The organism is Streptomyces yangpuensis, assembly GCF_001005295.1.
Classification (GTDB): domain Bacteria; phylum Actinomycetota; class Actinomycetes; order Streptomycetales; family Streptomycetaceae; genus Streptomyces; species Streptomyces yangpuensis.
Genome location: NZ_LBMK01000002.1, coordinates 822683 through 835019, shown reverse-complemented (window position 1 = coordinate 835019; position 12337 = coordinate 822683). Strand labels below are relative to the sequence as shown.

At 73.0% G+C, this 12337-nt stretch carries 13 protein-coding genes; 3 read left to right on the top strand and 10 right to left on the bottom strand.

Going from position 1 to position 12337, the window contains the following annotated elements; all coding sequences use genetic code 11:
• Positions 1-97 precede the first annotated feature (97 nt).
• Positions 98-739, bottom strand: coding sequence for a DUF6230 family protein (locus AAT21_RS09180; protein ID WP_046776202.1), 642 nt, complete (start codon positions 737-739; stop codon positions 98-100).
• A gap of 630 nt (positions 740-1369) precedes the next feature.
• Positions 1370-2368: a tetratricopeptide repeat protein gene (locus tag AAT21_RS09175; protein ID WP_046776201.1), complete on the bottom strand. Its 999-nt coding sequence runs from the start codon at positions 2366-2368 to the stop codon at positions 1370-1372.
• Between the two features lie 272 nt (positions 2369-2640).
• Between AAT21_RS09175 and AAT21_RS09170 the strand changes: the two genes are divergently transcribed.
• On the top strand, positions 2641-3261 hold the full coding sequence (locus AAT21_RS09170; RefSeq protein ID WP_046777187.1) for a TetR/AcrR family transcriptional regulator: 621 nt from the start codon (positions 2641-2643) through the stop codon (positions 3259-3261).
• A gap of 34 nt (positions 3262-3295) precedes the next feature.
• Here the strand turns inward: AAT21_RS09170 and AAT21_RS09165 are convergent, their stop codons facing one another.
• The 5 genes from AAT21_RS09165 to AAT21_RS09145 all read right to left on the bottom strand — a co-directional run bounded on the left by AAT21_RS09165 (position 3296) and on the right by AAT21_RS09145 (position 7747).
• Positions 3296-3703 (bottom strand): hypothetical protein, encoded by a 408-nt coding sequence (locus tag AAT21_RS09165; protein ID WP_157879656.1) that lies wholly within the window; start codon positions 3701-3703, stop codon positions 3296-3298.
• A 67-nt stretch (positions 3704-3770) separates the two neighbouring features.
• Positions 3771-5471 carry an acyl-CoA mutase large subunit family protein gene (locus AAT21_RS09160; protein WP_046776199.1) on the bottom strand — a complete coding sequence of 567 codons (1701 nt, stop codon included), beginning with the start codon at positions 5469-5471 and terminating at the stop codon, positions 3771-3773.
• A gap of 87 nt (positions 5472-5558) precedes the next feature.
• Positions 5559-5888 carry a DUF3817 domain-containing protein gene (locus tag AAT21_RS09155; RefSeq protein WP_030031371.1) on the bottom strand — a complete coding sequence of 110 codons (330 nt, stop codon included), beginning with the start codon at positions 5886-5888 and terminating at the stop codon, positions 5559-5561.
• Positions 5889-5962: 74 nt separating this feature from the next.
• Positions 5963-6472: a MarR family winged helix-turn-helix transcriptional regulator gene (locus AAT21_RS09150; protein WP_046776198.1), complete on the bottom strand. Its 510-nt coding sequence runs from the start codon at positions 6470-6472 to the stop codon at positions 5963-5965.
• 21 nt (positions 6473-6493) lie between these two features.
• Positions 6494-7747 carry an MFS transporter gene (locus AAT21_RS09145; RefSeq protein WP_046776197.1) on the bottom strand — a complete coding sequence of 418 codons (1254 nt, stop codon included), beginning with the start codon at positions 7745-7747 and terminating at the stop codon, positions 6494-6496.
• Between the two features lie 93 nt (positions 7748-7840).
• Between AAT21_RS09145 and AAT21_RS09140 the strand changes: the two genes are divergently transcribed.
• On the top strand, positions 7841-8836 hold the full coding sequence (locus AAT21_RS09140) for an ArsR/SmtB family transcription factor (RefSeq protein ID WP_046776196.1): 996 nt from the start codon (positions 7841-7843) through the stop codon (positions 8834-8836).
• A 150-nt stretch (positions 8837-8986) separates the two neighbouring features.
• Positions 8987-10018: a glycoside hydrolase family 6 protein gene (locus tag AAT21_RS09135; RefSeq protein ID WP_046776195.1), complete on the top strand. Its 1032-nt coding sequence runs from the start codon at positions 8987-8989 to the stop codon at positions 10016-10018.
• Positions 10019-10057: 39 nt separating this feature from the next.
• On the opposite strand, the gene AAT21_RS09130 is transcribed toward AAT21_RS09135, so the two are convergent.
• From AAT21_RS09130 to AAT21_RS09120, 3 genes are read right to left on the bottom strand one after another with little or no spacing between them, the layout of a single operon-like run.
• Entirely contained in the window at positions 10058-10699 is a 642-nt protein-coding gene (locus AAT21_RS09130) for a TetR/AcrR family transcriptional regulator (RefSeq protein ID WP_046776194.1), read from the bottom strand.
• The gene (locus AAT21_RS09125) at positions 10696-11376 is read right to left on the bottom strand and encodes a DUF4166 domain-containing protein (protein ID WP_046776193.1); all 681 of its coding nucleotides are present in this window, start codon (positions 11374-11376) and stop codon (positions 10696-10698) included. The genes AAT21_RS09130 and AAT21_RS09125 overlap by 4 nt, the downstream gene beginning before the upstream one ends.
• Positions 11373-12071 carry a hypothetical protein gene (locus AAT21_RS09120; RefSeq protein WP_046776192.1) on the bottom strand — a complete coding sequence of 233 codons (699 nt, stop codon included), beginning with the start codon at positions 12069-12071 and terminating at the stop codon, positions 11373-11375. Before AAT21_RS09120 ends, AAT21_RS09125 begins: the two co-directional genes overlap by 4 nt.
• Between the last annotated feature and the right edge of the window lie 266 nt (positions 12072-12337).

Here is a 12337-nt window from a genome sequence, read left to right as displayed (position 1 = left end):
AGCTCCCTGGAAACGGTGGTACGGAGAACTCTGTGGAGCCCGGACGGGCGGGGACGGCCGTCGCCACCCGCCCGTCCGGTCATTCACCGGGACGGACTCAGTCCTTGGAGTCCTGGTAGCACGGCTGGTCGCCGCCCATCAGACGCAGCTTCAGGTCGGGCAGCTTGAACGTGCCGGCGGTGGTCGCCCACGCCTTCTGGCGCACGTTCGTCAGGATCGCCTTGTCCGCGCGCTGCGAGAACGCGTACGGGCTGGTGACCGTGCCAGCCTGCGGCTTCGTCTTGTGGCCCGGGTCGCCGACCGCGACACCGATGTCCAGGTTCTTGAACTCGGCGTCGGTGTCGAGCTCCGCAACATCCAGGTAAATGTTGTCGGCGACGGCCGGCTTGCCCTTGTGGCCGGTGCGCAGCTGCAGCGTGATGTTGCCCAGCGGCGTCGGGGTCACCAGCGACTGGCACATGTTGGTGATCTCGGCGTGGCTGAACCCGGAGATGGTCACCGGGTGGTGCTGCGCGTTGCCCTTGAGGTCGTGCCCCTCGGCGATGCCGCCGTACTGGATGAGGTTGTCACCGTCGAGCTTGTCGGCCGAGACCTTGAAGTCCTGGCCGGAGACGCTGAAGGACGCCGCGAGGGCACCCTGCGCCAGACCCACACCGACCGCGGCGGTGGCCGCGATGCTCGGCACCATGACGAGCGCGAAGCGCTTCCATCTGGTCCCGCCACGAACCTGAGAACTCATTTCGTTCCTCCTTCTCGGACGTACATCTCCGGTCCGGGCCGAGCCCGTCCTGGGATGGGAGAAGTGCTACGTCCTCGGGAAGGAGCGCAGGTGGCCGGACCGCGGCCGTGCCACGTCCGATTCACCGGCGTTCACCCCCGAGCGACAACCACTGGGCCACGCGTTCGCGCAACCTGGAGGACAGGCCCCGCCGGTGCGGCAGAGACCCCCCTGTCCCACGGTCGGTGCCACTGCCACCGGCCGGCCCGGTGGGGACCCTCCACCGCGGCTCCGAGCGAGCGGCTCTGCGGGAAGGACCGAGCGTCGCCGATCGTGGTCCATTCCCGGCCGGGGCACAAGGGGGTTCGTTACTGGCGGGTAACGGCCAGATAACCTGGATGCTGCCTGTAACCGTCCGTCGGCAACGCAGGGTGCCGCCCAGGGCCACGACAAAACGGTGAACCGGTGAACACACCGGACAGTTCGCAAGGTTCGATTTACTGCGAGTAACAGCGGCCGCAATTGCCAAGTTTTGGCAAAGCGCGGCCGCTGTTTATCTACGTGTCAACAAATCGGCGGCGACCCGCCGACGTCCGGAAGGCTACGGGGAGCGGGCTCCCAGCGGCCCGGAGCGTGGGGCGCGGGGCCCGCCTAGAAGAGCACCCGCGCGAGCGCCGTGCGCGCCGCCGTCACCCTCGGGTCGTCCGCGCCGATCACTTCGAACAGCTCCAGCAGGCGCAGCCGTACGGCATCCCTGTCGTCACCGAACGTGACCTTCACGGTGTCCACCAGGCGCCCGAAGGCGTCCTCCACATGTCCGCCGACCAGGTCGAGGTCGGCCGCGGCGATCTGCGCCGCCGGATCGCGCGGGTTCTCGGCCGCGGCGGCGCGGACCTGCTGCGGGTTCATGTGCTGGACCCTGGCGAGCAGTTCGGCCTGGGCCAGGCCCAGCTTGGCCTCGGTGTTGCCCGGGTCGTCCGCGAGTACGTTCTTGTAGGCCTGCACCGCGCCGCCCAGGTCACCGGCGTCGAGCGCGACGACGGCCGCCTCCAGCAGTGCGTCGTGCGGACCGGCCGGGGCCTCGGCCGGGGCGGACTCGGCGGCGCCCTCGGCGTTCGGGTCCACCTCGATGCCGATGATCCCGAACCGCTCCTCGGCGACCTGGACCAGCTGGGCGAGGGTCTCGCGGATCTGCTGCTCGGGGGCGACACCCTGGAAGAGCGGCAGCACCTGACCGGCGACCACGGCGAAGACGGCCGGGATGCCCTGGATCTGGAACTGCTGCATCAGCATCTGGTTGGCGTCGACGTCCACCTTGGCCAGCACGAGGCGGCCGTTCGCCTCGACGGTCAGGCGTTCCAGGAGCGGGCTGAGCTGCTTGCACGGCTGGCACCACTCTGCCCAGAAGTCCAGGACGACCGGGACTTCCGTGGAGAGCTGGAGCACATCACGTTCGAAGCCGGCCTCGTCTACGTCGATGACGAGCGCGGACGGCGGAACGGCACCGGCGGACGGGGCGGCCCCGCCACCCTGGCTCGCCTGGCGGGCCGCCTCGGCGCGGGCCTGCTCGGCCTTGGCCTTGGCCTCGCCGGCCGCCTTCACCGCGGCGAGGTCGACGACGCCGCTCATGGACATGTTTCTGGGCTGCATGCGTACATCCTCCCCCGTATGCGCGCGCCGACGAAAAAGATCGCGCGAATTGGCCGTACGGGCGTCACCGCCCGGCCGTGCCGTCGCATCCGTCGCGATCGTGTTGCTGTGCGGCGCCGGGTCCCCACCTGGCGCCTGTAGCCCTTCGCGTGGTTGTCGCTCTTACGCTACGAGCCGTAGCGTAACTCCCCCGGAGGCCCTCCGCGCCCCCGCGGCGGCCGTGATCTGAACCACAGCCGCCCGTTCGGCTACCGACGGGTATGGTCTCGGCCATGCGCAACGCCAGCCCCGGCCGCACCGGTCGCCCCCGCAGCGCGTCCGCGGACGCCGCCATCCTCGCCGCCACCCGGGACGCGCTGGTCGAACTGGGCTGGTCGAAGCTGACGATGAGCGACGTCTCGGCCCGCGCGGGCGTCGCCAAGACCACCCTCTACCGGCGCTGGGCGGGCAAGAGCGAGCTGGTCGTGGACGCGGTCGCGGAGCTCTTCGACTCGCTCGAACTGCCGGACCGGGGCTCCCTGGAAGCCGACATCGAGTACGTGGTCCTGCGCTTCGCCGAGCTGCTGCGGCGGCCGGAGGCCCGTACCGCCCTGATGGCGGTCGTCTCCGAGTCCACCCGGGACGAGGCCCTGCGTGACCGGATCCGGTCGGCGATCGTGGACCGGCAGAAACGCCTCGTCGTACTGGGCCGTGAGCGGGCCCAGGCGCGCGGCGAACTCCCCTACGAGGAGGACGAGTTCCTCGCGGGCAGCACCACCGACCTGATCTTCGACGTGATCGCGGGCACCGTCGTGCACCGCGCCCTGGTGAGCTCCGAGCCGGTGGACGAGCTCTGGGTGGCCGCCTTCACCGCCCTCCTGATGCACGGCCTGCGCGGCGCGACCGCCGCCTGACCCCGCCTGACCCGCCCGGCCGCTGCCGCCGCGGTCACGGCCCGCTCGCCGGCTTCGGCCGGGGCTTGCCGGGCCAGTTCACCCTGATCTGCCGGCCCCGGTCCTCGGGCGGCTCCCCCAGGCCGGCGGCCGCCAGCGCCGCAAGCCCCGCGTACCGGCCGGCGAGCCGGTACCCGGATGCACGGGAGTCGACCTCGTGGAAACCGCCGTCGGTGAGCAGCACCACGGCCGCCACCCCGCCCAGCCCCTCGCGGATCCCGTCCCACACCGCCGGCAGGAACTCGTGCGGCAGCCGGTCGTCGGACACCGTGTGCAGGAACTCCGACCCGCCGTCGGGGCCGGGCGGCTCGAAGTCCACCACGATGTACGCGAACGGCCCGCAGCCGCTCTGCATCACCACGCGCGCGCTCACGCCCCGTACGGGCACAGGAAGGCCGGTCACGCCCCCACCGTACGGGGCACGACCGGCCGTCCCGGACCCTGCGGGCCCGAAAGCGGCGGTCACAGCACTAGAAGCCCGGGGGCTCGGTGTAGGTGCCCCATTCGTCGCGCAGGGTGTTGCAGATCTCGCCCATCGTGGCCTCGGCGCGCACCGCGTCCAGCATGGCGGGGATCATGTTCGACCCGTCCCGGGCGGCGTCCAGCATGGCCTTCAGGGACGCGGCGACCTTGGCGTCGTCGCGGCCGGCCTTGCGGTCGGCGAGGACGCGGACCTGCTCGCGCTCCACCTCGTGGCTGACCCGCAGGATCTCCAGGTCACCGGTCACCGACCCGTGGTGGACGTTGACGCCGACGACCCGCTTGTCGCCCTTCTCCAGGGAGCGCTGGTACTGGAAGGCCGACTCGGCGATCTCGCCGGTGAACCAGCCGTCCTCGATGCCGCGCAGGATGCCCGAGGTGATCGGCCCGATGGGGTGCTGCCCGTCGGGGTGGGCGCGCAGGCCGCGCTCCTTGATCTGCTCGAAGATCCGCTCGGCGTCGGCCTCGATGCGGTCGGTGAGCTGCTCCACGAACCAGGAGCCGCCCAGCGGGTCCGCCACATTGGCGACGCCGGTCTCCTCCATCAGCACCTGCTGGGTGCGCAGGGCGATCTCGGCGGCCTGCTCGCTGGGCAGCGCGAGGGTCTCGTCGAGAGCGTTGGTGTGCAGGGAGTTGGTGCCGCCGAGGACGGCCGCGAGGGCCTCGACGGCGGTGCGCACGACGTTGTTGTAGGGCTGCTGGGCGGTCAGGGAGACGCCGGCGGTCTGCGTGTGGAAGCGCAGCCACATCGACTTCTCGCTCTTGGCCCCGTAGACCTCCTTCATCCAGCGCGCCCAGATCCGGCGGGCGGCGCGGAACTTGGCGATCTCCTCGAAGAAGTCGAGGTGCGCGTCGAAGAAGAAGGAGAGACCGGAGGCGAAGTGGTCCACGTCCAGGCCGCGGGAGAGCCCGAGCTCCACATAGCCGAATCCGTCGGCGAGGGTGTAGGCGAGCTCCTGCGCGGCCGTGGCCCCGGCCTCGCGGATGTGGTAGCCGGAGACGGAGAGCGGCTTGTAGGCGGGGATGCCCTTCGCGCAGTACTCCATGAGGTCGCCGATGAGGCGCAGGTGCGGCTCCGGTTCGAAGAGCCACTCCTTCTGGGCGATGTACTCCTTGAAGATGTCCGTCTGCAGCGTGCCGTTCAGGACGGCGGGGTCCACGCCCTGGCGCTCGGCGGCGACCAGGTACATGCAGAAGGCGGGCACGGCGGGGCCCGAGATCGTCATGGAGGTCGTGACGTCGCCGAGGGGGATGTCCTTGAAGAGGACCTCCATGTCGGCGGCGGAGTCGATGGCGACGCCGCAGTGGCCCACCTCGCCGAGCGCGCGGGGGTCGTCGGAGTCGCGCCCCATGAGGGTCGGCATGTCGAAGGCGACGGAGAGCCCGCCGCCGCCGGCGGCCAGGATCATCTTGTAGCGCTCGTTCGTCTGCTCGGCGTTGCCGAAGCCGGCGAACTGGCGGATGGTCCAGGTCCGGCCGCGGTAGCCGGTGGCGTGCAGGCCGCGCGTGTACGGGTACTCCCCCGGCCAGCCGATCCGCTCGAAGCCCTCGTAGGTGTCGCCGGGGCGGGGTCCGTAGACCGGTTCGACCTCGTCGCCGGAGAGCGTGGTGAAGTCCGCCTCGCGCTTGCGGGCCTTGTCATAACGGGCCTGCCAGCGGCGGCGGCCCTCCTCGATGGCGTCAGCGTCCATAACCACGAATTTACTAGGACGTCCTAGTAAATGTCGATGGGAAACCCCCGGGAGTCGTCCCGGGGGTGAGTGACGCTCGCCTCGTCGTCAGGCCTTCGCGGTCGCGAGCGGGTCGCTGATCAGCGGTTCCACCTCGGCGCGGATCCCCCGCTCGACGAAGAAGGCCGCCAGCGGAATCGTGCCCGACACGAGCACCCAGAGCAGCTTGCCGAAGGGCCACTTCGCCTTGGAGCCCAGGTCGAAGGCGAAAACGAGGTAGATCATGAAGAGCACACCGTGCGTCTGCGACACCACGAAGGTGAGATCGGCACCGGTGTCGAAGCCGTACTTCGCCACCATGCAGGCGCAGAGGATCAGGAGCATGACCGCGGTCACGTAGGCCATGACGCGGTAGCGGGTCAGCACGCTTCGTTTCATGCGGACGAGCCTAACCGTCCGTTTTGCTCGATCTTGACGCGGCCCCGTGATCGCGGAAGAGGTGGGCGGGGCCCTCAGGACTCGTCGAAGTCCGCGGCGGCCACCCGCAGCGGCCGGAGCAGGGCGAAGATCTCCCCGCACTCCTCGGCGTCGTACACGCCGAGGCCGAAGTCGACGGCCATCAGGTCCTTCGTGGCGGCCTCGACGACCTCCCGGCCCTTCTCCGTGATGGAGGCGAGGGTGCCCCGGCCGTCGTTGGGGTTGGGCCGCTTGGCGACCAGCCCGGACCGCACCAGCCGGTCCACGGTGTTCGTCACCGAGGTCGGGTGGACCATCAGCCTCTCGCCGATCTTCGACATCGGCAGTTCGCCCGCTTTGGAGAAGGTGAGCAGCACCAGCGCCTCGTAGCGCGCGAAGGTCAACCCGTACGGCTTGACGACCGCGTCGACCTCGCCGAGCAGGATCTGGTGGGCGCGCATGATCGAGGTGATCGCGGCCATCGAGGGCACGGGACCCCAGCGCTGCTGCCAGAGCTCGTCGGCGCGGGCGATGGGGTCGAAGGGAAGGCTGAGCGGCTTGGGCACGCTTCCGACCCTACCGGGAGGTCACTTCCCGGCGTGGGCCGTCTCATCCCTCAGTCGCTCCTCCTGCCGGACGGCGGACCGCAGTTCGGCCAGGAGCCCCAGGACGACGGCGGTGCCGAGCACTCCGGCCCCGGTGACGACCACGTGCACCGGGAGGAATTCGGCGGCGAGGCCGGCCAGGGCCATGCCGGCTCCCTGGAGGGTCATCAGGCCGGTGCTGAGCAGGGTCATCGCCCGGCCGCGCAGTTCGTCGGGGACGGCGTCCACGTACCACTGGTCCAGCCCCAGGGTGTACGCGTGGGCCAGCCCGGCGAGCAGCAGCGCGCACAGGGCCAGGGGCACGCCCGGCCGGCCGGCGTAGAGGAGGAAGGGCAGCAGTCCGGCGGCGGCCAGCGGGGCCACGATCCGCGAACGCGTCCGCGCGCTGAGCGCGGAGCCCGCCCACAGCTCCCCGGCGATGGTGCCGACGGGCATGGCGCACATCATCAGCCCGAGGACGGCGGTCCCGGCGCCGATGCCGTCGGCGTACGCGGCGAGCAGCGCCTCCGGGACGACGAGGAAGACGGGCGGCAGCCAGAACAGGAGGGTGAGCGCCCGCAGCCGGCGCCGGCCCAGGACGGCCCGCATCCCGGCGAGCGGGGAGGTACGGACGGCCGTCCGCGCGGGACGGGCTCGGGTGCCCAGCCGCAGCAGCAGGGCCGAGCCGAGGAATCCGGCGGCCGTCAGCGCGATGGCGGCACGCGGGGCGAGCACCGTGAGCAGCAGCCCGCCGAGGCCGAAGCCGATGAGCTGGGCGCTCTGGGCGACCATGCGCAGCAGCGACCGGCCCAGGACGTAGGTGTCGCCGGAGCCGAGGATGTCGGGGAGGGAGGCGTTGCGCGTGCCCTGGAAGAGGGGGGCGACGAAGGCCATGGCGCAGCGCAGGACGAGGAGCACGGCGACGGGGGTGCCGGGCAGCACCATGGCCGCCGCGCAGCCCGCGCAGACGAGGTCGCAGGTGACGAGCACCCGCCGGGCGGGATGGCGGTCGGCGATCCCGGCGAGCAGGGTGCCGCCGAGGACGTAGGGGAGGAAGCCGAGGGCGAAGGTGAGCGCGCTCATCAGCGGCGAGCCGGTGATGCGGTAGACGAGGACGGAGAGGGAGATCTCGGCGACGACCAGGCCGAGTACGGACATCAGGTGTGCGGCGAAGACGGCGGGGAACTCCGGGGTCCGCAGCACGCTGCGGTAGCCGGCGGAGCCCGCTTCGGCCGGGGCCGGGGTGACGGTTGCCATGACGGCAGCGTCGGGGGCCTAGGCTGGCCGGCGTAGAGATTCGGCCTGGAGCGAATGCCGGGCGGAGCGGTCCGTGGAGCGGGAGGGTGCGGCATGGGGTTGCACCATCGTTTCGGGCACGAGGACCTGCTGCGGTGCCGGTTCGCGCTGTCGCCGGCGTGGGAGACGCAGGAGGCGATCCGCACCCTGAGCCGCCCGGACCGGCAGGGCTACCACCTGCCGTGGCTCCGGCGGATCCGGGCCGCCGCCGACGGGCTGGACCTGCGGCCGCTGTGGCTGCTGATGCCGCGCCACGGGCACAGCACCGACTTCATCAGCCCGCCGCCGAGCGGACCGGGCGGCTCCTTCGAGGAGGAGCTCGCGGTGATCCGCGCGGCCGACCCGGACGCGGCACGCGAGGACATGCGCAGGGCGCTGGCCTGTACTCCGGGTGCTCTCGACAGCGATCTGGGCCGGTACCTGCTGGCCGATCCGGCGCGGTCGGTGCGGGAGCTGGCCGATCTGCTGGAACGGGCCTGGGGGGTGCTGGTCGAGCCGCACTGGCCCCGGCTTCGGGCGCTGCTGGAGGCGGACGTCCTCTTCCACACGCGCCGCCTCGCCGCCGGCGGACTGGAGTCGCTCTTCGACGGCCTGCACCCCGATCTGTCCTGGGACGCCGCCTCGCTCACCCTGACCATCGAGCGGCCCAGCCACCACGACCGCGTCCTGGGCGGCCAGGGACTGCTGCTCATGCCGAGCGCCTTCGTCTGGCCGCAGATCGCGGGCGGCTTCGACCCGCCCTGGCAGCCCACGGTCGTGTACCCGGCCCGGGGCATCGGCGCCCTGTGGGCCGCGGCGGGTGCGGACACGCCGACCGCGCTGGCCCGGCTGCTGGGCCGGGCCCGGGCGGACGTGCTGTGCGCGCTGCACGAGCCGGCGTCCACCACGGCTCTGGCGCACCGCCTCGGGCTGGCCCCGTCCACGGTCTCGGCCCACCTGGGGGCGCTGCACGCGGCGGGGCTCCTGATCTCCGCACGGCGGGGGCACCAGGTGCTCTACGAGCGCACCCCGCTGGCCATCGCCCTCACCACGGGGGACGCCACGGGCTGACCGGTACCGGCCGACGAGCCGCGGGCGGAGTCGCGCGGGCGGTCTCGCGGGTCGGTGTCGCACGGCCGGGCCGACTGTCCGTCATGTCACCATATTCCGGTCATGCGGCGTCATGGTCCGCCGCCCGGCCCTTCGTCCCGAGGAAACCGGATGCCACCCGTCGCCGCCCGGCCCGCCGCAGTCCTCGGCCTCGTCCTGCTCCTCGCGGCGGCCACCGCCTGCGGCTCCGGCTCCGTACCGGAGCCCGGTCCCCCCACCCCCGCCGCGGCTCCCGGGGCCCCCGCCCCGGCCGCCAACGACGGCGCGTCCCCGTTCTGGGTGGACCCGGGCAGCGAAGCCGCCCGGCAGGTCACGGCGTGGGAGGCGACGGGCCGCTACGACGACGCCCAGGTGCTGCGCCGGATCGCCGAGCGGCCGGTCGCGCTGTGGGGGCGGCCGGGCGATCCCGGCCCGGGGATCCGCCGGGCCCGCGCGGCGGCGAAGGCCGCCGGGCGGACCCTGCTGCTCGCCGCGCACAACCTCCCGGGCCGCGACTGCGGGAAGCAGCCGGCCGGGGGCGCCGCCGACGCCCGGGCCTACGGCCGCTGGATCGGCGCCTTCGCCGATGCCATCGGCGACGCCCGGGCCCTCGTCGTCCTGGAACCGCACGCCATCGCGCACACCGTCGACGGCTGCGTGCCCGCCGGGCAGCGCGCCGAGCGCTACCGGCTGCTCTCCGAGGCCGTCGGCCGGCTGAAGAAGAACCGCAACACGAAGGTCTACCTGGACGCGGGCGACCCGGGGTGGATCCGGGACCCGTCGGACCTCGCCGGCCCGCTCCGCGAGGCGGGCCTCGACCGCGCCGACGGCTTCGCCCTCAACGTCTCCGGTTTCCAGCCGGACGCGGCCGTCCGGGCCTACGGCGCCGAGCTCTCCCGGGCGGTCGGCGGCAGGCACTTCGTCGTCGACACCGGCCGCAACGGCGCGGGGCCGCTGCCGGGCGAGCGCACCCCGGCCTCGTGCAACCCTCCGGGCCGCGCCCTCGGCACCCCGCCGACCGACCGGACCGACGACCCGCTCGTCGACGCGTACCTCTGGGTGAAGCGGCCCGGCGAGTCCGACGGAACCTGCCGCGGTGGCCCGCCGGCGGGCACCTGGTGGCCCGAGCAGGCCCTGGGCCTGGCCCGCCGCGCCCCCGACTGACCCGCCCCGGATCCGACGGGCCCGGGCCGGGCCCCCGGGTCAGGTACGGGTGCCGCGGCGGAGGCCGTGGCGGACCGCGCGCTGGCTCAGCGGGCCCAGGCCCTCCAGCAGCGCGGCCAGTCCGGCGAGCTGCTCCAGGGCGTCGAACGCGCGGCCGGCGCCCTGCGGGTCCACCACCTCGTACAGCTCGATACCGACGAAGGAGGCGGCGGTGGCCCGGGCGAGCCCCGCGGGGTCGGCGAACCCGTCCAGCGGGGTCGCCGCGAGCAGCCGGGTGAGCACCGCCTCCAGCTCCGCGATCCACAGGCCGAGTCCGTCGGCGGTGGCGGCCGCGAGGGCGGGCGAGTTCTGCCCGGCGGCCAGCAGCTGCCCGAGCACGGCGACGTGCCCGGCCTCCCGCTCCTCGGCGTGCATCGCGCGGGCGAACTCCACCAGTTCGGTGAGGCCGCCCAGTGCGGCGAGCCGGCCGCGGTAGCGGGCGACCCGCTGCTCGGCCCCGTACCGGCAGGCAGCGGCCAGCAGGTCGTCGACGGAGCCGAAGTGGTAGAAGATCAGGCCCTGGCCGACGCCGGCGGTGGCCGCGATGGTGCGGGCCGAGGCCTTGGCGATCCCCTGCTCGACGAGCGTGCGCAGGGCCCCTTCGAGGAGCTTCTCCTTGGTGGCCGCACTGGCCGCGCTCACGCCCGGGCCTCCTCACGGACCGGCCGCAGGTCGCCGCGGACCCCGTGCGCGCGGACGTCCACGTACTGCGCGGTGAAGGAGCCCTCGTACCCGAAGAGCGGCCCGAAGCGGCGGTTGACCACGCGCACCCGGATCCGGAACCGGCCGGTGGCGTCGTCGAAGGACTCGCGCACCTCGGCGTCGCCGCCGATGAGGTCGGGGACGCGGACGTCGACGGGCCCCTCACGGAAGCGGTGTTCGCCGGAGCGGATGAGCAGCGAGCCGTCCGGTTCGGCACTCATGTGCAGATCGCTGGCGAGGTGCTGGTGGGTGCCCAGGTAGTCGAGGACGCAGTCGCGCTCGGGGCTGTGGACCATCGTGGCGTCGAACCGGTGCGGCCCGTCGGGCAGCGTGAAGGTCCGCACGAAGGTGACGGTCTCGCGCCCGAAGGAGTCGAGGTACGGGAGGTTCTCGATGACGAAGGGGACGTCGCGGCCCTCGCGCGGCACCAGGATGTTGCGCATCCCGCCGAGCCGGAGGAAGGGCTTCACGAAGCTGCCGCCGTGCCAGATCCGGTCCATGGTCCCGCGGCCGACGCAGCCCTCCCCGCTCTCCAGCCCGACCGAGAACCGGCGCTGGATCTGCGGGTGCAGACGGTCGAAGTCGGTGCCCATGTGGGCGCGGAAGATGGAGGTCATGACGGCTCCAGGGTGCTGAGCAGACGGGGGGCCGCGGCCGGGGTGCGGCCGGGCGGGGTGCGCAGGCAGCGGCGGGCGGCCGGGGTTCCGGGCAGGGGCGGCAGCAGCACCGCCGCGGTCAGGACGAGCAGGGCCACGGCCGTGGGGGTGTACAGCAGGGCAGCCGCGGACAGCAGCGCGCGCAGTGCGCTCTCCCCCACCGCCCGGGCGAGGGCGAGGCCCGGCGGGGTTCCGCGTTCGCACCACAGCCGCAGCCTGTCGAAGGACCAGGCGGTGGCCCAGCCCATGAGCGGCCGCAGGACCAACCGGTCGGCGAGCGCCCCGAAGCGGCCCCATCGGGGCCGGTAGTCGTAGCCGGTGAGGAAGCGGATGCCGTCGCCGTCCGGAACGTAGCGCCAGTAGCCGCTGCCCTCGGCGAGCAGCGAGAGCGGGTGGTCCGAGGCGAACCGCAGGGCCGACACCCTGGTCCCGTCGGGCCGGCGGCGCTCCCCCGCGGAGACGCCGGTCCCGTCGACGGAGACGAAGGGCAGTACGCGGGTCGCGTACCGGAACCGCTGCGGCTCGCCCTCGGACCGCGGGAGGTGGTGGATGGAGGTGAACCTCAGGTCCCACCGCTGGTGCCGGTCCGGATCCTGGCTGCGTTCCCACAGCTCGTTCATCCCGGCCCGGACGAACGTCTCGACGTACAGGCCCATGGCCACCCCCCGTTCCCGCCTTTTGAGCGATCGCTCAACCCGGACTCTAGGCGAGTTTGAGCGACCGCTCAACCTTTCCCCTGCGGGGTTGCTCGGCGGTCCGGCTCTGGCTCCGGCCGGGCGGGGTTTCATGTGGTGCTCGGTGGTTCGGGTTGGGCTCTTGGCCGGGCGGGGGCTGGTGGGGGTCGGGGAGCGGTGCCGGTACGGGGTGTCTCCTCGGCTCGGCGCGTGCGGGTACGCCCCGGCCAGGCGGCCCCGGTTGCGCG